Below are 19,819 nucleotides of genomic sequence, written 5' to 3' on the forward strand. Positions count from 1 at the left end.
AGGCGCGCCTTCAACGAAACCGATCGACCTCTTGGCGCAAGCCTGCCGCCAGCGTCTCCAGCTCCTTGGCGGTAATCGCCAGGTTCGACACCACTTCGCGTTGCTCGCTGTTGGCCAGCGCAATGCTCTGCAGGTTGCTGCTCAGCAACGTCGCCGTGCTGCTCTGCTCCTGAGTGGCAGTGGTGATCGCGGCGAATTGCTGCCCGGCCGAGCGGCTCTGCTCATCGATGCGTGCCAGGGCCGACGCCACGTCGGCGTTGCGTGACAGGCCTTCCTGCATCAGCGCATTGCCCTGTTCCATGGTGCTGATGGCGTTACCGGTTTCCTGCTGGATGCTTTGGATCATCCCGGAAATCTCATCGGTGGCCTGGCGGGTGCGCGAGGCCAGGTTGCGCACTTCGTCGGCGACCACCGCAAACCCACGGCCCTGCTCGCCAGCGCGGGCGGCTTCGATGGCGGCATTGAGCGCCAGCAGGTTGGTCTGTTCGGCGATCGAAGTGATCACGCCGACGATGCCGCCGATTTCCTGGGAACGCTGGCCCAAGGTGTTGATCACCGTGGCCGTGCTGTTCAGGGCGGTGGCGATGTGTTCCAGGGACGACGACGCCTCCTGCATCGAGTTGCGGCCGATGCGGGTCTGCTGCGCGTTTTCCTGGGCCAGGCGTTCGGTGTTGCCCATGTTGTCGGCGATGTTCAGCGAAGTGGCGCTGAATTCCTCCACCGCGCCGGCCATGCTGGTGATTTCGCCGGACTGCTGCTCCATGCCTTCATAGGCACCGCCGGACAAACCGGACAACGCCTGCGCCCGGCCGTTGACCTCTTCGGCGGCCCTGCGGATGTGCGACACCATGGTCGACAGCGCTTCCCCCATCTGGTTGAAGCTGCGCGCCAGTTGGCCGATCTCGTCATGGCTCGACACGTTCAGGCGCGCGCTCAAATCACCGCCGCCCAAGGCTTCGGCCTGGCGTACCAAGTCGCTCAACGGCGCCAGTTTGCTGCGCAACAACCACACCGTTGCGCCCACCGCTAGCAGCATCGCCAGCATGCTGCCGATCACCAGGCGAATGCCCACCGACCACGTGACCGCGCGGATCTCGGCTTTCGGCATGCTCGCCACCACCGACCAGGGGCCGCCGGCAAACGGCACCGAGACGCTGTAGAAATCTTCCTGCTTGTCGCTCCAGAAGCGGCCCTTGCCGGGCGCCTTGGCCAGGTCCAGCATCACCGGCACAGCCTGGTCCGGCGCCTGCACCCCGGCCGGCGGTACCAGCCAGTGTTTCTGTTCATCCAGCAGCGCCAGCGAACCGGTCTGGCCGATGCGGAAGCGCTTGAGGTTGTCGAACTGGGCATTCTGCTCATCGGTGTAGTCGAAGCCGATGAACAGCACCGCGATGACTTTGCCGCTGGCGTCGCGCACCGGGCTGTACTGGGTCATGTAGGAGCGATCGAACAGCACGGCGCGGCCGATGTACGTCTGCCCACCGACCACCCGCGAGTAGGCCGGCCCCTGGCGATCCAGCACCGTGCCGATGGCACGGCTGCCGTCCTGCTTGGTCAAGGACGTGCTGATGCGGATAAAGTCGTCGCCGCTGCGCACGAACACCGTGGCCACGCCGCCGGATATCTGCTTGAACTCGTCGACGTCACCGAAGTTGTTGTTCAGCAGCGCCTTGCCCAGGTACAGGCTCGGGGTCTGCACGCCGGCCACGGCGACCGGCTGATCCGCCTGCACACTCAAGCCGGCGCCGAAGCGTTTTTCAAACAGCCCGCTCAAGCGCTGGGTGCTCTCGCGCAAGGTGCCGTGGAAGGTACTGAGTTGATCGGCCAGCAGCCGCGCCTCGCTGGCCAGATGTTCTTCCCGGGTATCGAGGTTGGCGGAGTCGAGGGAACGCAAGGCAAAAACCGTACTGCCGCTGATGACGACAGCCAGAATCACGGCTAACGCGAGGCCTAGCTGGGAGGCGATCCGAGCACGAGGTTGAGACATGACAGCTCCTGGCCGAGGCCTGGATCATCCTGATCTCATAGCGTTGCTCGGCAAATTATCTAGTGAGATTCGTTGGTGCACGATAGTTCCAACACCCCTACTTCGGCGGCGCCGGGCAATACTTGAGCGAAGTGCAGGGGTATCACGCAAACGATTGCTCTCTCACGCTGAAGCGATTCAATCGAGGCGCTCGACGACAGGCAACACCATGGCCTGCACTTCGCCCTGCAGAAACTCCGCCAGCCGGCGCAGACGCTCGCCGCCCGGGCGGGTTTTCGGCCACACCAGGTAATAATTTTCCCCACTGGCGACGGCGGTCGGCCACGGCAGGCTCAAGCGCCCCTGGGCCACGTCTTCGGCGACCATCAGCAGATCGCCCATGGACACGCCGTAACCCCGGGCGGCGGCGATCATGCCCAGCTCCAGGGTATCGAACACCTGCCCGCCCTTGAGCGACACCTGGGCGGACAGCCCCATGCGCTCCAACCAGTTACGCCAGTCGCGGCGGTCGGGTGTGGGGTGCAGCAACTCGGCGCTGGCCAGGCGATTGACGTCCCATGGGCCGTCGCTTAACAAATTGGGCGCGCCGACTGGAATCAACAGTTCCGGGAACAGGTAACTGGCTTCCCAATCCGCCGGAAAGTGCCCGTCGCTCAACAACACCGCGCAGTCAAAAGGCTCCTGGTTGAAGTCGACTTCATCCACGCTCATCCACGCGCTGGTGAGCTGCACTTCGTTGCCCGGCTGCAAATGCCGGAAACGGCTGAGCCGCGCCAACAGCCAGCGCATGGTCAGGGTCGAGGGTGCCTTCATGCGCAAGATGTCATCTTCGGCGTTCAAGGTATGACAGGCCCGCTCCAGCGCGGCAAAGCCCTCGCGCACCCCGGGCAGCAACAAGCGTGCGGCCTCGGTGAGCTGCAGGTTGCGCCCGCTGCGCAGGAACAGGCGGCAGGCGAAATGCTCTTCGAGGGTGCGGATATGCCGGCTCACCGCACTTTGGGTGATGGACAGCTCCTGCGCCGCACGGGTGAAGGAATTGTGTCGGGAAGCGGCCTCAAAAGCCCGTAGCGCATAAAGCGGAGGAAGACGACGAGACATAAGGAAAGCTCCGACAGCACGATGCTGAAACCCTACCAGAATCAATCAGGCATGAGTTTTAATCATGCGACCAATCGCTTTTATCCCTTTGTGCAATGAGCTGAGAGCGCCGAGAATCGACGTTCTCCCCCTCCTCCGAAAATTTGAGCGTGATGATCATGCAACATCCGGCACGTACCGAACTCTGGGCCATTCTGCGGCTGTCAGGGCCGTTGATTGCCTCACAGTTGGCGCACATGCTGATGGTGCTGACCGACACCCTGATGATGGCCCGCCTGAGCCCCGAGGCCCTGGCCGGCGGTGGCCTGGGCGCGGCGAGCTACTCGTTCGTGGCGATTTTCTGCATCGGCGTGATTGCTGCCGTGGGCACCCTGGTCGCCATCCGCCACGGCGCGGGCGATATCGACGGCGCCACCCGCCTGACCCAGGCCGGGCTGTGGCTCGCCTGGCTGATGGCCTTGGCGGCGGCGCTGCTGCTGTGGAACCTCAAGCCGGTGCTGCTGATGTTCGGCCAGACCGAAACCAACGTGGACGCGGCGGGGCAATTCCTTACGATCCTGCCGTTCGCCCTGCCCGGCTACCTGAGTTTCATGGCCCTGCGCGGCTTCACCAGCGCGATCGGCAAGGCCACACCGGTGATGGTGATCAGTCTCGGCGGCACAGTGGTCAACTACCTGCTCAACCACGCGTTGATCGAGGGCATGTTCGGCCTGCCGAAACTCGGCTTGATGGGCATCGGCCTGGTCACGGCCATCGTCGCCAATGGCATGGCGCTGGCACTGATGGCGTACATCCGCAGCAACCGCGCGTACTCGGCCTACCCGCTGAGCGCAGGCCTGTTGCGTCTGAACACCCACTATTTGCGCGAGTTGTGGCGGCTGGGCCTGCCGATTGGCGGCACCTACGCGGTGGAAGTCGGGTTGTTTGCCTTCGCCGCGCTGTGCATGGGCACCATGGGCAGTACGCAATTGGCGGCGCATCAGATCGCGCTGCAAATCGTCTCGGTGGCGTTCATGGTGCCGGCGGGGACGTCCTACGCGGTGACCATGCGTATCGGCCAGCACTATGGCGCCGGGCAACTGCTGCAGGCGCGCATGGCGGGGCGTGTCGGCATCGGCTTTGGCGCGGCGGTGATGTTGGGATTTGCCGCGGTGCTGTGGCTGTATTCCGATCCGCTGGTCGGGCTGTTCCTCGACCATAACGACCCAGCATTCCACGAGGTGATCGTGCTCGCCGTCAGCCTGCTGGCCGTGGCGGCCTGGTTCGAGCTGTTCGACGGCGTGCAGACCATCGCCATGGGCTGCATCCGTGGGCTCAAGGACGCCAAGACCACCTTCCTGGTGGGCCTGGGTTGCTATTGGCTGATCGGTGCGCCAGCGGCCTGGTGGATGGCCTTCACCCTGGGCTGGGGGCCGACCGGCGTGTGGTGGGGCCTGGCGCTGGGCCTGGCCTGTGCGGCGATCAGCCTGACCTGTGCGTTCGAGGCGAAGATGAAGCGCATGATTCGGCAGGAGCCAGACGCTCAACGCTCATTCCATGCCGCGCAGACCGACTAGAAGTCTTGCGCGGTTGAAATGTGGGGGTTGGTTGGCAAGAAAAGGATGAGCTAGCCCAACAAAGCCTGCTGGTCCTTGCCGAACGTCAGGTAGTCCACCAACTCCGGCAATGGCAGCGGTTTGCTGATCAGGTAACCCTGGGCCTGGTCGCAACCGAACAAACGTAACAGCGCCAGTTGTTCCGCGGTTTCCACGCCTTCGGCCACCACTTCCAGGTTGAGGTTGTGGGCCAGGTTGATCATGGCGTGGACCAGCTTGCGGTTTTCTTCACGCTCTTCCATGCCTCCGACGAAACTCTTGTCGATCTTCAACAAGGCAATCGGCAGGCTGTTGAGGTGGACGAACGATGAGAAGCCGGTGCCGAAGTCGTCGAGGGAAAAGCGCACACCGAGGCGACCGAGGGCGTCCATGGTCTGCTTGACCAAGTCACTGCGGCGCATCACGGCGGTTTCGGTCAGCTCGAATTCCAGCCATTGCGCATCCACCCCGCGCTCGACAATCAGCCGGCTGAGGGTCGAGAGCAATTGGCTGTCCTGGAACTGGCGGAACGACAGGTTGACCGCCATATGCAGCGGCGGCAGGCCGCGTTCGCGCAGGTCTTGCATGTCGCGCAGGGCCCGGGAGATCACCCAGTAACCCAGCGGTACGATCAACCCACTCTGTTCGGCCAGCGGCACGAATTCGCTGGGCGGCAACAGGCCGCGCTCGCCGTGGCGCCAGCGCACCAGGGCTTCGAGGCCGACGATATGGCCGTCGTCCAGGTCGAGGCGCGGCTGGTAGTGCAGTTCCAGTTCGTCGCGACGCAGCGCGCGGCGCAATTCGCTTTCCAGGTCGGCCAGGCTGCGGGCGTTGCGGTTGATACGTTCGTTGAAGATATGAAAGGTGCAGCCCTGGGTGCTTTTGGCTTGCTGCATGGCGATATGGGCATGCCACATCAACGGGTCGGCGCCGGCACGCGCGCGGGCATGCGCGACGCCCAGGCTGCAACCGATCAGCAGGCTCTCGCCATCCACCCAATACGGTTCGGCCATGGCTTCGGTGATGCGCTCGGCCATCCATTCGGCACGCTGGGGCGCGCGGCGGGTGTCGATCAGCAAGGCAAACTCATCGCTGCCCAGGCGCGCCAGTTGGTCGCCGGCTTCGAGCTGGCTCTTGAGCCGCGAAACCACTTGCAAGATCAGCCGGTCGCCGGCCTGGTGGCCGAGGGCATCGTTGGCGTGACGGAAGTTGTCGAGGTCCAGGTGGCCCAGGGCCAGGCCGCGCCCTTCGTTGTCTGCCAGGCGTGCGGCCAACAGGGTCTGGAAGCCCTGGCGGTTGGCGATACCGGTCAGCGGGTCTTGTTCGGCCAGGCGCTGCAAGGTGTTTTCCAGCACGCCACGTTCGCGCACATGGCGCAGGCAGCGGCGCAGGGTGTCGGCGTCCATGGCAAGACGGATCAGCCAGTCACTGACTCCCAGGGGCGCCACCAACGGCTCCTGTTCCAGCAACAACACGCACGGCAAGCTGCAACGGCCCGGGCCGGGTTGCAGGTTGGGCGTGGTCAACAGCACGGCGCTGTGGTCGTCATCGAACAGACGACTCACCGAGTCCCAGTTGGGCGCGCTGATCAGCACAGCCCCGTCGCCCATCGGCACCAGGCACTCGCGCAACAATGCTGCCCACTCAGGCGTATCGGCCAGTAGCAGCAAACGCAAGGGTTCGACAGGCGTGGACAAGCTAGCTCCCTAGACTCTGCAAGATTTCGTTGGCGGCAAGTATTATGACGTCAGGTCGAGCATTCACAAATGATAAAAGTTATCAAATACGAGCAGTACGCACAAAAGTCGCAAATACCCCCACATCCTGCGGCAAAGTAGCAAAAGCGGCAAATTTAGATCGAGTGGTACGTCACACCGTCGATCCAAGGCAGCAGAATCTCACCAGCCTGTTAAAATGCCCGCCCTTTTGAACAACGACTCCCTGAACTCTGTATGTCCCGACTCAATCCCCGGCAGCAAGAAGCCGTGAACTACGTCGGCGGCCCTCTATTGGTGCTCGCCGGTGCTGGCTCCGGCAAGACCAGCGTGATCACCCGCAAGATCGCGCACCTGATCCAGAACTGCGGCATCCGCGCCCAGTACATCGTCGCCATGACCTTTACCAACAAGGCGGCGCGGGAAATGAAAGAGCGGGTCGGCACCCTGCTCAAGGGTGGCGAAGGCCGCGGCCTCACGGTGTGTACGTTCCACAACCTGGGGCTGAACATCATCCGCAAGGAGCATGTGCGGCTGGGCTACAAGCCGGGTTTCTCGATCTTCGACGAGACCGACGTCAAAGCCCTGATGACCGACATCATGCAGAAGGAATACGCGGGCGACGACGGCGTCGACGAGATCAAGAACATGATCGGCGCCTGGAAAAACGACCTGGTCCTGCCGCCCGAAGCCCTGGAAAACGCGCGCAACCCCAAGGAACAGACCGCCGCCATCGTCTACACCCACTACCAGCGCACGCTCAAGGCGTTCAACGCGGTGGACTTCGACGACCTGATCCTGCTGCCAGTGAAGCTGTTCCAGGAACACGCCGACATCCTCGAGAAGTGGCAGAACAAGGTACGTTACCTGCTGGTGGACGAATACCAGGACACCAACGCCAGCCAATACCTGCTGGTGAAGTTGCTGATCGGCAAGCGCAACCAGTTCACCGTGGTGGGCGACGATGACCAGTCGATCTACGCCTGGCGCGGCGCCCGCCCGGAAAACCTGATGCTGCTCAAGGACGACTATCCGTCCCTGAAAGTGGTGATGCTGGAACAGAACTACCGCTCCACCAGCCGCATCCTGCGCTGCGCCAACGTGCTGATCTCGAACAACCCCCACGAGTTTGAAAAACAACTGTGGAGCGAGATGGGCCATGGCGACGAGATCCGCGTGATCCGCTGCCGCAACGAAGACGCCGAAGCCGAGCGCGTGGCCGTGGAAATCCTCAGCCTGCACTTGCGCACCGACCGGCCCTACAGCGACTTCGCGATCCTCTATCGCGGCAACTACCAGGCCAAGCTGATCGAGCTGAAACTGCAGCACCATCAGGTGCCGTATCGTCTGTCCGGCGGCAACAGCTTTTTCGGACGCCAGGAAGTCAAAGACCTGATGGCCTACTTCCGCCTGATCGTCAACCCGGACGACGACAACGCCTTCCTGCGCGTGATCAACGTACCGCGTCGGGAAATCGGTTCGACCACCCTGGAAAAACTCGGCAACTACGCCACCGAACGCAAGATCTCGATGTACGCCGCCACCGACGAAATCGGCCTGGGCGAACACCTGGACACGCGCTTCACCGATCGCCTGTCGCGCTTCAAGCGCTTCATGGACAAAGTGCGCGAGCAATGCGCCGGCGAAGACCCGATCAGCGCCCTGCGCAGCATGGTCATGGACATCGACTATGAAAACTGGCTGCGCACCAACAGTTCCAGCGACAAGGCCGCGGACTACCGCATGGGCAACGTCTGGTTCCTGATCGAAGCGTTGAAGAACACCCTGGAAAAAGACGAAGACGGCGAAATGACCGTCGAAGACGCCATCGGCAAGCTGGTGCTGCGCGACATGCTCGAGCGCCAGCAAGAAGAGGAAGACGGCGCCGAAGGTGTACAGATGATGACCTTGCATGCGTCCAAGGGCCTGGAATTTCCCTACGTGTTCATCATGGGCATGGAAGAGGAAATCCTCCCGCACCGCTCCAGCATCGAAGCCGACACCATCGAGGAAGAACGGCGCCTGGCCTACGTGGGCATTACCCGCGCACGCCAGACATTGGCCTTCACCTTTGCCGCCAAGCGCAAGCAATACGGCGAAATCATCGATTGCGCCCCCAGCCGGTTCCTCGACGAACTGCCGCCGGACGACTTGGCCTGGGAAGGCAACGACGACACCCCGACCGAGGTCAAGGCCGTTCGCGGCAACACCGCCCTGGCGGATATTCGCGCGATGTTAAAGCGCTAGAATCGACTATTTTTTAATCTACTTTCGGCGCACCGTGCGCCATTAGAGGAAGCGTTCCGTGGAAGCACTGCACAAGAAAATTCGCGAAGAAGGCGTCGTGCTTTCCGATCAGGTACTCAAAGTCGACGCCTTTCTGAACCATCAGATCGACCCGGCACTGATGAAACTGATCGGCGACGAATTCGCCGCGCTGTTCAAGGATTCGGGGATCACCAAGATCGTCACCATCGAAGCCTCGGGGATCGCCCCGGCAATCATGACCGGCCTGAACCTCGGCGTGCCGGTGATCTTCGCCCGTAAGCAACAGTCCCTGACCCTGACCGAAAACCTGCTGTCGGCAACGGTGTATTCCTTCACCAAGAAAGTCGAAAGCACCGTAGCGATCTCGCCGCGCCACCTGACCAGCAGCGACCGCGTGCTGATCATCGATGACTTCCTGGCCAACGGGAAGGCGTCCCAGGCGCTGATCTCGATCATCAAGCAGGCCGGCGCCACCGTTGCCGGCCTGGGGATCGTGATCGAGAAGTCGTTCCAGGGCGGGCGTGCCGAGCTGGATGCGCAGGGTTATCGGGTTGAATCGCTGGCGCGCGTGAAGTCGCTGAGCGGTGGTGTCGTCACCTTCATCGAGTAATCGCTGACGGAACCCGGTTAAAACTGTGGGAGGGGCGGTGCGACGATTCGACTTGCCCCCGATAGCAGTGGCTCAGCCAACACATTTGTGTGACTGATACACCGCTATCGGGGGCAAGCCCCCTCCTACATTTAGTGCGCGGTGGCCTGGAGGCCGGCGAGCAATAGCCGCTGATACACGTCCTCTTTGAGCCCTTCCGGCTGGTCCAACCCCATCCGCTTCAGATGCTCGGGAAACACCTCCGGCTCCGGTGCATCCAGCGCCGCCTTGCCCAGGTCGAAAATCTCGCTCAGCTTGAATTTGCTCTTGAGCCAGTTCAACCCCCGCAACAGGTCCCGTTCGACATCCGTGAAATCGGTGCCCAGCGGATACTCCGGAAACAACCGGCGATGCCGGGCCTGAAGGCTCTGGAGCCGCTGCGGAGTGTTGTCGGTAAAGCGCGGGTCCAGCTGGAAATCCCGGGGTAGCTTGCCGGCCTCTTGCGCCTGCTCGATCAAGTCGCCCTGGAACCTGGAGTCGGTGATGTTGAGCAACGCCTCAATTACCTTGGCATCGGTCTGACCGCGCAAGTCGGCAATTCCGTATTCGGTGATGACAATGTCCCGCAGGTGCCGTGGGATCGTGCAATGGCCGTACTCCCACACGATATTGGAACTGACCTCCCCCGCCGCCTCGCGCCAGCTGCGCAACATCAGGATCGCGCGCGCGCCTTCCAGCGCGTGGGCCTGGGCAACAAAATTGTACTGCCCGCCCACGCCACTGAGCACGTGGCCACCTTCCAGTTGGTCGGCAACCCCGGCGCCGAGCAAGGTCACCACGATCGCGCTGTTGATGAACCGCGCATCCAGACGCTGCAAACGCTTGAGTTCTTCCTGCCCGTACAGCTCGTTGATGTAGCTGATGCGCGTCATGTTGAACGCCTGACGCTTGGCGAGGGTCATGTCCTGCAAGCGTTGGTAAAAACTACGCGGGCCAACGAAAAAACCGCCATGGATCGAAATGCCGTCGGGCTGGGCCGCATCATCGAGCAGGCCGGCGTTTGCCTGTTCCTGCGTCGCCACATCCGGGTAGACCTTACGCCGCACAATCCCCGCATCCGCCAGCACCAGCAGGCCGTTGACGAACATTTCGCTGCAACCATAAAGGCCTTTGGCAAACGGCTCGACGCCCCCTTCACGGCTGATCAGCGCCGCCCAGCGGTACACATCGAGGTCGGTCAGCAGCAGCCGATAGGCTTCGTTATCGGCCTGGCGCGCAAGCAAGGCGGCGGTCAGCGCATCGCCCATCGAACCGATACCGATCTGCAAGGTGCCGCCATCGCGCACCAGGGTGCTGGCATGCAGGCCGATAAAATGGTCCTGGAAACCCACCGGCATATTCGGTGTGGAGAACAGCGTGCTGCTGTCCTTTTCATCGAGCAGGTAGTCGAACGCATCCATGCCCAACTCCGAATCCCCAGGCATGTAGGGCAAATCGGTGTGGACCTGGCCGACCATCAGCACGGTTTCCCCAGCGGCGCGACGCTTGGCGATCATCGGCAGCAGGTCGAGGGTGACATCGGGGTTGCAGCTCAGGCTCAGCCGGTCGGGGTGCTCGGCGCTGCTGGCCACCAACTGCGCCACCAGGTTCAGGCCGGCGGCGTAGATATCGCGCGCGGCATGGCTGTAGTTGCTGCTGACGTAGTCCTGTTGCGCGGATTGGCTGTGAAGCAGGCTGCCGGGCTGCATGAAAAATTGCTGGACGTGGATATTCACCGGCAGGCTGTCCTTGTGCAGATCGGCGAGATAATCCAACTCGGGATAGTCGCCAAACACCCGCTCGGTAAACGGTTCCAGGAAGCGCTTCTGCAAGCCATCGCCCAACGCCGGGCGACCCAGGCTCAAGGCGGTGTAGATCGTCAGCGCCCGCTCCGGCAGCTTGGCGACACGTCGGTACAGCGCGTTGACGAACAGATTGGGCTTGCCCAGGCCCAGGGGCAGGCCCATGTGGATATGCGCCGGCAAGCGCGCGAGTACGTCGTCAACGGCTTGCTCGATTGAACATAACTGCACCATCCGACCCTCCTGAACATTTGATGATTAGGGGTTGGATAGAGAGTGGCCCGTCTTGGTTGCAAAGAACAGCCTCAACCCTCGATCGCAGGCACAAAAAAGCCGCTCGTAAGCGGCATTTTTGACGAAGATCGCTGGATTACAACCCGGACATCTTCTTGATCGCGCCTTTCAGATCAGCATCCGTGCAATCAGCACAGGTGCCTTTTGGCGGCATGGCATTGATACCCGTGATCGCCTTGGCCAGGATGCCGTCGAGGCCGCCCTGGTGGTCGGCGCGGTCTTTCCAGGCGGCGGTGTCGCCGACTTTCGGAGCACCCAACAGGCCGGTTCCGTGGCATGCATTGCAGTGCTTGGCAATGATCTCATCCGGTGTTTTCGCACCGCCGCCGCCGCCCGCTGTTGCGGCGACTTCCATCCCCTTGCACTCCTGCCCCTGCACACACACTTGGCCAACAGGCTCCAAGCGCTTGGCAATGTCATCATTGGTCGCAGCTTGAGCGCTGACAGCCCATAGGGCCAGTACGGTTGCTGGTGCAGCCAGCATTTTCATAATTAGGTTCACGCGTTCACCCTCAATGGTGGCTATTCACGCCTGCGGCCACGGTTTCGCAGGCGGCGAAAGTATAACGGTTAGCCCGTCTGGCTGAAACAACCCTATTAAGCAAAGGGAGATTCAGTCTCACGGAATACGCTGCGGGAGTCTCTGCAATGCTGGCAGGACGCCTCTTCTGTCAAAAGTTCGCGGGCGTGGCTGCGCTGATTAGTCGCGCCGGCACATCGAACGGATTACGAAAACGATGGGGCTTGGTGCTTTCAAAGTAGTAGCTATCGCCAGCTTCGAGCACAAAAGTTTCAAGACCGACGACCAATTCCAGGCGACCTTCCACCAGAATCCCGGTTTCTTCGCCTTCGTGGGTGAGCATTTCTTCGCCAGTATCGGCGCCAGGCGGGTAAATTTCGTTGAGAAACGTGATCGCCCGGCTCGGATGTGCGCGACCCACCAGTTTCATGGTGACGGCGCCGTCGGAGATATCAATCAGTTCGTTGGCTTTATAGACGACCTGGGTCGGTATTTCCTGGAGGATTTCCTCGGAAAAGAACTCGACCATCGACATGGGAATGCCGCCCAGCACCTTGCGCAAGGAACTGATGGAAGGGCTGACACTGTTTTTTTCGATCATCGAAATGGTGCTGTTGGTGACACCCGCACGCTTGGCGAGCTCGCGCTGGGAAAGACCCTTCAGTTTACGGATGGATTGCAGTCGTTCGCCGACGTCCAATGCGGGAGCCTCCTAGGATTCAGGCTTTGTTGTAATTGAGCGTTATCATGGCGACAGCGTTCAGTATTTACAACACTTGGGCCTAAATCCTCCCCCGCACCGTTCGTAGAGGCCGATCAAGCCCCGGAATAGAGCCTTGGCACGCGGCGCAGGTTGCAGAAGATCTGGTAGGGGATGGTCTCGGCGGCGGCCGCGACGTCACTGGCGAGGATGTTCTTGCCCCACAACTCCACGGTGGAACCGAGGCCAGCCTGGGGCACGTCGGTGAGGTCGACGCACAGCATGTCCATGGACACGCGGCCGAGCAACTGGCTGCGCTGCCCCGCCACCAGCACCGGCGTGCCGGTGGGGGCGTGACGTGGATAACCGTCGGCATAGCCCATGGCAACCACGCCGATCCGCATCGGTTTCGGCGTGATGAATTTGGCACCGTAGCCCACCGGCTCGCCGGCCGGCAGTTCGCGCACGCAGATGACTTTCGATTCCAGGGTCATTACCGGCTGCAAGCGCGCGGCGGTGGCCTGGTCTTCACCAAACGGCGTCGTGCCGTACAACATGATGCCGGGGCGTACCCAGTCGCTGGGCACCTTCGGCCAGCCCATCACCGCCGGCGAATTGCGCAGGCTGACCTCGGCCGACAGCCCCTGGCGCGCCGCTTCGAACACCGCCACTTGTTCATTGCTGCGCACGCAATCGAGCTCATCGGCGCGGGCGAAGTGGCTCATCAATACGATCTTCGCCACCTTACCGCTGGCGAGCAGGCGCTGGTACGCCTCGTGGTAGTCCTTGGGATGCAGGCCGACGCGGTGCATGCCCGAGTCCAGTTTGAGCCACACGGTGAGGGGCTTGCGCAAGGCCGCCTGCTCGATGGCCTCCAGTTGCCACAGCGAATGCACCACACACCAGAAATCATGCTCGACGATCAGCGGCAGCTCGTCGGCTTCGAAAAACCCTTCCAGCAGCAATACCGGCGCGCGGATACCGGCAGCCCGCAGCTCCAGTGCTTCCTCGATACAGGCCACGGCAAAACCATCGGCCTCGGCTTCCAGCGCCTGGGCCACGCGCACTGCGCCATGGCCGTAGGCATCGGCCTTGATCACAGCGAGGGCCTTGGCCCCCGTGACTTCACGGGCCAATTGGTAATTGTGGCGCAGGGCTTGGAGGTCGATCAGGGCACGGGCAGGACGCATGGCGGCAGGCTTCTAGGCGGCAGAGTGAAAAAAACCGGCACCGACCAACCGCATCGGTACCGGGAGAGGGATCGTTGCTTAAGGCAGGGCGGCCACGACGGACAGCTCCACCAGGATTTGTGGCTCGCACAGTTTCGCTTCAACCGTGGCGCGGGCCGGGGCGACGCCTTTGGGCAGCCATGCGTCCCACACCGCGTTCATGCCGGCGAAGTCGGCGTCGATGTCTTTGAGGTAGATCGTCACCGACAGCAGCTTGCTTTTGTCAGTGCCGGCCAAGTCCAGCAAACGCTCGATATTGGCCAGGGTTTCACGGGTCTGTTGTTCAATCCCGGCACTCAGGTCGTCGCCGACTTGCCCTGCCAGGTACACGGTGCCGCCGTGGGCAACGATCTGGCTCATGCGCTCATTGGTGAGCTGGCGCTGGATTGACATGTTTTGCAGACTCCTGGTGGTTGCCATAACGGGAAATATCGAGGCCTTCGGCACTGATCTGCGGCGTTTTCTTGGCCATCAGGTCAGCCAGCAAACGACCGGAGCCGCACGCCATGGTCCAACCGAGGGTGCCGTGGCCGGTGTTCAGGAACAGGTTCTTGAACGGGGTGGCACCGACAATCGGCGTACCGTCCGGTGTGGTCGGACGCAGGCCGGTCCAAAAGATTGCTTCGGTCAGATTGCCGCCCTGAGGATAAAGGTCGTTGACGATCATCTCCAGGGTTTCGCGCCGACGTGGGTTCAGCGACAGGTCAAAACCGGCGATTTCAGCCATGCCGCCGACACGGATGCGGTTGTCGAAACGGGTGATCGCGACCTTGTAGGTCTCGTCGAGAATGGTCGACGTCGGCGCCATCGCCGGGTTGGTGATCGGCACGGTCAGCGAATAGCCCTTGAGCGGGTACACCGGCGCCTTGATCCCCAGCGGCTTGAGCAACTGCGGCGAATAACTGCCGAGGGCCAGGACGTAGCGGTCGGCGGTTTCCAGCTTGCCGTCGATCCACACACCGTTGATGCGATCACCGGCGTGGTCGAGGCGCTGGATGTCCTGTTCGAAACGGAATTCCACGCCCAACTGCTTGCACATGTCGGCCAGGCGCGTGGTGAACATCTGGCAGTCGCCGGTCTGGTCGTTCGGCAGGCGCAGGGCACCGGCGAGGATGTCGGTGACACTGGCCAGGGCCGGTTCGACGCGGGCGATGCCGGCACGGTCGAGCAATTCGAACGGCACGCCGGACTCTTTCAACACGGCGATATCTTTGGCAGCGCCATCGAGCTGCGCCTGGGTGCGGAACAGTTGGGTCGTACCGAGGCTGCGGCCTTCGTAGGCAATGCCGGTTTCAGCGCGCAGTTCGTCGAGGCAATCGCGGCTGTACTCGGACAGGCGGACCATGCGCTCCTTGTTCACCGCATACCGGCTGGCGGTGCAGTTGCGCAGCATCTGCGCCATCCACAGGTATTGATTGATATCGGCGGTGGCCTTGATCGCCAGCGGCGCGTGGCGTTGCAGCAGCCACTTGATGGCCTTGAGCGGCACACCCGGCGCGGCCCATGGCGAGGCGTAGCCTGGAGAGACCTGGCCGGCGTTGGCGAAACTGGTTTCCATGGCCGCGGCTGGCTGGCGGTCGACCACGACTACCTCAAAACCGGCTCGCGCCAAATAGTAGGCACTGGTCACACCAATGACGCCGCTACCCAAGACCAGAACGCGCATTTTTATATCCTCATCGCGGCTTGACCGCCGACGTGTGTTGTTCGAGCAATGATGTGAGCAGTATAAAAAGCAATCACCAGTGCATTTCACTATATAAATGCCTATATTTGGCGACAATTCTTGGCAACAACCCTTTTCACAGAGGCGTATCCCCTATGCGTACCAACACCCAGACCAAACGGGAGCTGGACAAGATCGACCGGAACATCTTGCGCATCCTACAAGCCGACGGGCGCATTTCGTTCACGGAGCTGGGGGAAAAGGTCGGACTGTCGACCACCCCCTGCACCGAGCGCGTGCGCCGCCTTGAGCGTGAAGGGATCATCATGGGCTACAACGCACGCCTCAACCCCCAGCATTTGAAGGCGAGTTTGCTGGTATTTGTCGAGATCAGCCTCGACTACAAATCCGGCGACACCTTTGAAGAATTCCGCCGCGCCGTGCTGAAATTGCCCCATGTGCTGGAATGCCACTTGGTCTCGGGGGACTTCGACTACCTGGTGAAAGCGCGGATCTCCGAGATGGCCTCGTACCGCAAACTGCTCGGCGACATCCTGCTCAAACTGCCCCATGTGCGGGAGTCCAAGAGCTATATCGTGATGGAAGAGGTGAAAGAGAGCCTCAATCTGCCCATCCCCGACTGACTGACTGACTGACTGACACAACCGGGTCAATGTGGGAGGGGGCTTGCTTACTCCCACATTTAGACCAGCACCTGCCGGGTACTCGCCATGTATTCGTGGATCTGCTTCTCCACCCGCGGGTGAATCAGCTCCACCGGCCGCCGTCCATTGGGGCACGGCAAGGTCTTTGTGGTGCCGAAAAGCCTACAGATCAGCGGGCGCTCGTCATACACCGTGCAGCCATTGGGCCCCAGGTGTACGCAGTTCAACTCGTCCATGGCGGCTTCCTGTTCGGCAGCGGTCTTACGCGGCAGGCGCGACATTTCCTCGGGTGAAGTCGTCACCGGCCCACAGCAATCGTGGCAACCGGGGACGCACTCGAACGAGGGAATCTGTCGGCGCAATGCGCTGATTTTCTGACTGTTGCAACTCATCGAAACACGTACCGAACGGCGAATAGGCGTGGATTCTGCCGCAAAACCCCGCGGTGAGACAGCTTCGTCCGACCGCTGTATCCTGCGTCAAATTTTCCAAACGGGGATGTTCCCATGACTGCCAGCGCCCGGCACACCGCTTCCTACTACGCCGCCAGCAGCCTGCCGCAACCCGACTATCCGGCGTTGGCCGGCGAAACAGTGGCCGACGTGTGCGTGATCGGCGGCGGTTTTTCCGGGCTCAACACCGCGCTGGAACTGGCCGAACGCGGGTTCAGCGTGGTGCTGCTGGAAGCGCGCAAGATCGCCTGGGGCGCCAGCGGGCGCAATGGCGGCCAGTTGATCCGCGGCGTTGGCCATGGCCTGGAGCAATTCACCAACGTGATCGGCACCGACGGCGTGCGCCAGATGAAACTGATGGGCCTGGAGGCGGTAGAAATCGTGCGCGAGCGCGTCGAGCGTTTCCAGATCGCCTGCGACCTGACCTGGGGCTACTGCGACCTGGCCAACAAACCCCGCGACCTGCTCGGCCTCGCCGAAGACGCCGAAGAGTTGCGCAACCTGGGCTATCGCCACGAAGTACGCCTGCTGCAAGCCAGCGAAATGGGCAGCGTGATCGGTTCCGAGCGCTACGTGGGCGGCATGATCGACATGGGCTCGGGCCATCTGCACCCGCTGAACCTGGCCCTCGGCGAGGCAGCTGCCGCCCAAAAACTCGGCGTGCAACTGTTCGAACACTCCGAAGCGACGCGCATCGACTACGGCCCCGAGGTCAACGTACACACCGCCCGCGGCAATGTGCGCGCCAAGACCCTGGTACTGGCCTGCAACGCCTATCTGAAGGGGCTCAACCCACTGCTGAGCGGCAAAGTGCTGCCGGCCGGCAGCTATATCATCGCCACCGAGCCGTTAAGCGCCGCCCAGGCGGCCCAATTGCTGCCGCAAAACATGGCGGTGTGTGATCAGCGGGTGACGGTGGACTACTTCCGACTGTCTGCCGACCGTCGCCTGCTGTTCGGCGGCGCCTGCCACTATTCCGGACGCGACCCCAAGGACATCGGCGCCTACATGCGGCCGAAGATGGTGCAGGTGTTCCCCCAACTGGCCGACGTGAAGATCGACTATCAATGGGGCGGCATGATCGGCATCGGTGCCAACCGCTTGCCGCAGATCGGCCGATTGGCAGATCAACCCAATGTGTATTACGCCCAGGCCTACGCCGGTCATGGCCTCAACGCGACACACCTGGCGGGCAAGCTGCTGGGCGAAGCCATCAGCGGCCAGCAGCAGGGACGTTTCGATCTGTTCGCCCAGGTGCCGCACATCACCTTCCCCGGCGGCAAGCACTTGCGCTCGCCGCTGTTGGCGCTGGGGATGCTCTGGCACCGGTTGAAAGAACTGGTGTGACTCAACTGCGCCAGAACGGCTTCAAGCCTTCCTGGCGCGCCTGCTCGGCGGTCAACCCGATATCCCGCAGTTGCTCGGCAGTCAGCTCCAGCAGCACCTTGCGCGTGTGGCGACGGTGCCAGAACAGGCTCCAGCGGTTGCGGGTCGGGGCCGACATCGCCCGCGCCTGCCCCGCTTCGAGTTCCTGGCCGTGTAACGTCAGCCGCACATCGCTCATGCCGTTCATTTTGTCGTCCTCATTTGCTGGTTGCCATGAGTGACTAGAATGAGCGAGTGAACAAAACCATTACAGATTCAACCAAATTTTATTAAATCCATACAGATACTGCCCACGAGTGGCTGAATCCTGTATTTTCCCAGAATCTGTACTGGTCCCCTGGGAGTGATCACCGTGACCCTTTACGTCAACCTTGCCGAATTGTTGGGCACCCGCATCGAACAGGGCTTCTACCGCCCCGGTGACCGGCTGCCTTCCGTAAGGGCCTTGAGTGTCGAGCACGGGGTCAGTTTGAGCACCGTGCAGCAAGCGTATCGCATGCTGGAAGACAACGGCCTGGCGATGCCGAAGCCCAAGTCCGGTTACTTCGTGCCCGTCGGCCGTGAGCTGCCGGCCTTGCCCGAAGTCGGCCGTCCGGCCCAGCGCCCGGTGGAAATTTCCCAGTGGGACCAAGTGCTCGAATTGATCCGCGCGGTACCGCGCAAAGATGTCGTACAGCTGGGCCGCGGCATGCCGGATGTGTTGTCGCCCACCCTCAAGCCGCTGCTGCGCAGCCTGGCCCGCGTCAGCCGGCGCCAGGACCTGCCGGGGCTGTATTACGACAATATCCTCGGCTGTATGGAGTTGCGCGAACAAATCGCCCGACTGTCATTGGATTCCGGCTGCCAGTTGACCGCCGAAGACATCGTGATCACCACCGGCTGCCATGAGGCGCTGTCTGCCAGCATCCGCTCCATCTGCGAGCCGGGGGATATCGTTGCGGTGGACTCGCCGAGCTTCCACGGCGCCATGCAGACCCTCAAGGGCCTGGGCATGAAAGCCCTGGAAATCCCCACGGACCCGCTCACCGGCATCAGCCTCGAAGCCCTGGAACTGGCGCTGGAACAGTGGCCGATCAAAGTCATTCAACTGACCCCCAACTGCAACAATCCTTTGGGCTACATCATGCCGGAGGCACGCAAGCGGGCGCTGTTGACCCTGGCCCAGCGCTTTGACGTGGCGATCATCGAAGACGATGTGTATGGCGAACTGGCCTACAGCTACCCGCGCCCGCGCACCATCAAATCCTTCGACGAAGATGGCCGCGTGTTGCTCTGCAGCTCGTTCTCGAAAACCCTGGCGCCAGGCCTGCGGATTGGCTGGGTCGCTCCGGGCCGCTACCTGGAGCGGGTGTTGCACATGAAATACATCAGCACCGGCTCCACTGCGACCCAGCCGCAGATCGCCATCGCCGAATTTCTCAAGGGCGGCCATTTCGAACCGCATTTGCGGCGGATGCGTACTCAATATCAACGTAATCGCGACATGATGCTCGACTGGGTCAGCCGTTATTTCCCCGCCGGCACCCGCGCCAGCCGACCTCAAGGCAGCTTCATGCTGTGGATCGAGCTGCCGGAAGGTTTCGACACCCTCAAGCTCAACCGGGTGTTGGTGGAACAAGGCGTACAAATCGCCGTGGGCAGTATCTTTTCCGCGTCCGGCAAGTACAGGAATTGCCTGCGCATGAACTACGCTGCCAAACCTACGCCGCAGATTGAAGAGGCGGTGCGCAAAGTCGGCGCCGTCGCGAGCAAGATGCTGGCCGAGGCCGCCGACTGACCTTTCCGGGAAAATAGCCGTCCTATGTCGACAACCGCCCTGATCTGGAAACGGTGCC

17 protein-coding genes are annotated in these 19,819 nt (G+C 61.9%); 6 read left to right on the plus strand and 11 right to left on the minus strand.

The genetic code is table 11. The features are described 5' to 3' along the window. Nucleotides 1-10: 10 nt before the first annotated feature. Nucleotides 11-1,987 carry a methyl-accepting chemotaxis protein gene (locus PverR02_RS30585; RefSeq protein WP_046381657.1) on the minus strand — a complete coding sequence of 659 codons (1,977 nt, stop codon included), beginning with the start codon at nucleotides 1,985-1,987 and terminating at the stop codon, nucleotides 11-13. A gap of 177 nt (nucleotides 1,988-2,164) precedes the next feature. Further along, nucleotides 2,165-3,085 (minus strand): LysR substrate-binding domain-containing protein, encoded by a 921-nt coding sequence (locus PverR02_RS30590; protein WP_026139908.1) that lies wholly within the window; start codon nucleotides 3,083-3,085, stop codon nucleotides 2,165-2,167. Nucleotides 3,086-3,237: 152 nt separating this feature from the next. Between PverR02_RS30590 and PverR02_RS30595 the strand changes: the two genes are divergently transcribed. Continuing rightward, on the plus strand, nucleotides 3,238-4,641 hold the full coding sequence (locus PverR02_RS30595; protein ID WP_079444922.1) for a NorM family multidrug efflux MATE transporter: 1,404 nt from the start codon (nucleotides 3,238-3,240) through the stop codon (nucleotides 4,639-4,641). 50 nt (nucleotides 4,642-4,691) lie between these two features. On the opposite strand, the gene PverR02_RS30600 is transcribed toward PverR02_RS30595, so the two are convergent. Next, nucleotides 4,692-6,356 carry a putative bifunctional diguanylate cyclase/phosphodiesterase gene (locus PverR02_RS30600; RefSeq protein WP_017846030.1) on the minus strand — a complete coding sequence of 555 codons (1,665 nt, stop codon included), beginning with the start codon at nucleotides 6,354-6,356 and terminating at the stop codon, nucleotides 4,692-4,694. Nucleotides 6,357-6,611: 255 nt separating this feature from the next. Between PverR02_RS30600 and rep the strand changes: the two genes are divergently transcribed. Together rep and PverR02_RS30610 are read left to right on the plus strand one after the other, a co-directional pair. Beyond that, nucleotides 6,612-8,621, plus strand: a complete 2,010-nt coding sequence (rep, locus tag PverR02_RS30605) for a DNA helicase Rep (RefSeq protein WP_046381655.1) — start codon at nucleotides 6,612-6,614, stop codon at nucleotides 8,619-8,621. Nucleotides 8,622-8,679: 58 nt separating this feature from the next. Beyond that, nucleotides 8,680-9,252 carry a xanthine phosphoribosyltransferase gene (locus tag PverR02_RS30610; protein ID WP_017846032.1) on the plus strand — a complete coding sequence of 191 codons (573 nt, stop codon included), beginning with the start codon at nucleotides 8,680-8,682 and terminating at the stop codon, nucleotides 9,250-9,252. A gap of 131 nt (nucleotides 9,253-9,383) precedes the next feature. Here the strand turns inward: PverR02_RS30610 and PverR02_RS30615 are convergent, their stop codons facing one another. The 6 genes from PverR02_RS30615 to dadA all read right to left on the minus strand — a co-directional run bounded on the left by PverR02_RS30615 (nucleotide 9,384) and on the right by dadA (nucleotide 15,481). Continuing rightward, nucleotides 9,384-11,306, minus strand: a complete 1,923-nt coding sequence (locus PverR02_RS30615) for an acetyl-CoA hydrolase/transferase C-terminal domain-containing protein (protein WP_079444923.1) — start codon at nucleotides 11,304-11,306, stop codon at nucleotides 9,384-9,386. A gap of 136 nt (nucleotides 11,307-11,442) precedes the next feature. Next, on the minus strand, nucleotides 11,443-11,856 hold the full coding sequence (locus PverR02_RS30620) for a c-type cytochrome (protein WP_079444924.1): 414 nt from the start codon (nucleotides 11,854-11,856) through the stop codon (nucleotides 11,443-11,445). Between the two features lie 181 nt (nucleotides 11,857-12,037). Next, nucleotides 12,038-12,586: a cupin domain-containing protein gene (locus tag PverR02_RS30625; RefSeq protein WP_046381653.1), complete on the minus strand. Its 549-nt coding sequence runs from the start codon at nucleotides 12,584-12,586 to the stop codon at nucleotides 12,038-12,040. A gap of 116 nt (nucleotides 12,587-12,702) precedes the next feature. Beyond that, the gene (gene alr / locus PverR02_RS30630; RefSeq protein WP_079444925.1) at nucleotides 12,703-13,776 is read right to left on the minus strand and encodes an alanine racemase; all 1,074 of its coding nucleotides are present in this window, start codon (nucleotides 13,774-13,776) and stop codon (nucleotides 12,703-12,705) included. Between the two features lie 78 nt (nucleotides 13,777-13,854). Beyond that, entirely contained in the window at nucleotides 13,855-14,208 is a 354-nt protein-coding gene (locus PverR02_RS30635; protein ID WP_017846037.1) for a RidA family protein, read from the minus strand. Next, entirely contained in the window at nucleotides 14,180-15,481 is a 1,302-nt protein-coding gene (dadA, locus tag PverR02_RS30640; protein ID WP_017846038.1) for a D-amino acid dehydrogenase, read from the minus strand. The genes PverR02_RS30635 and dadA overlap by 29 nt, the downstream gene beginning before the upstream one ends. Before the next feature lie 155 nt (nucleotides 15,482-15,636). Between dadA and PverR02_RS30645 the strand changes: the two genes are divergently transcribed. Then, nucleotides 15,637-16,125, plus strand: a complete 489-nt coding sequence (locus PverR02_RS30645) for an Lrp/AsnC ligand binding domain-containing protein (RefSeq protein WP_017846039.1) — start codon at nucleotides 15,637-15,639, stop codon at nucleotides 16,123-16,125. A gap of 59 nt (nucleotides 16,126-16,184) precedes the next feature. Here the strand turns inward: PverR02_RS30645 and PverR02_RS30650 are convergent, their stop codons facing one another. Further along, complete coding sequence (locus PverR02_RS30650; protein WP_017135860.1) at nucleotides 16,185-16,538, minus strand: YkgJ family cysteine cluster protein; 354 nt, start codon at nucleotides 16,536-16,538, stop codon at nucleotides 16,185-16,187. Nucleotides 16,539-16,652: 114 nt separating this feature from the next. Here PverR02_RS30650 and PverR02_RS30655 point away from each other — a divergent pair, with 114 nt between their 5' ends. Continuing rightward, on the plus strand, nucleotides 16,653-17,945 hold the full coding sequence (locus PverR02_RS30655; protein WP_079444926.1) for an NAD(P)/FAD-dependent oxidoreductase: 1,293 nt from the start codon (nucleotides 16,653-16,655) through the stop codon (nucleotides 17,943-17,945). 1 nt (nucleotide 17,946) lies between these two features. Here the strand turns inward: PverR02_RS30655 and PverR02_RS30660 are convergent, their stop codons facing one another. Beyond that, nucleotides 17,947-18,171: a DUF1127 domain-containing protein gene (locus PverR02_RS30660; RefSeq protein WP_017846042.1), complete on the minus strand. Its 225-nt coding sequence runs from the start codon at nucleotides 18,169-18,171 to the stop codon at nucleotides 17,947-17,949. 165 nt (nucleotides 18,172-18,336) lie between these two features. On the opposite strand from PverR02_RS30660, the gene PverR02_RS30665 reads away from it, so the two are divergent. Beyond that, a complete protein-coding gene (locus PverR02_RS30665; protein ID WP_046385149.1) occupies nucleotides 18,337-19,761 on the plus strand; it encodes an aminotransferase-like domain-containing protein in 1,425 nt (474 codons plus the stop codon). The last annotated feature ends 58 nt before the right edge of the window (nucleotides 19,762-19,819 follow it).

Source organism: Pseudomonas veronii, assembly GCF_002028325.1.
GTDB lineage: Bacteria > Pseudomonadota > Gammaproteobacteria > Pseudomonadales > Pseudomonadaceae > Aquipseudomonas > Aquipseudomonas veronii.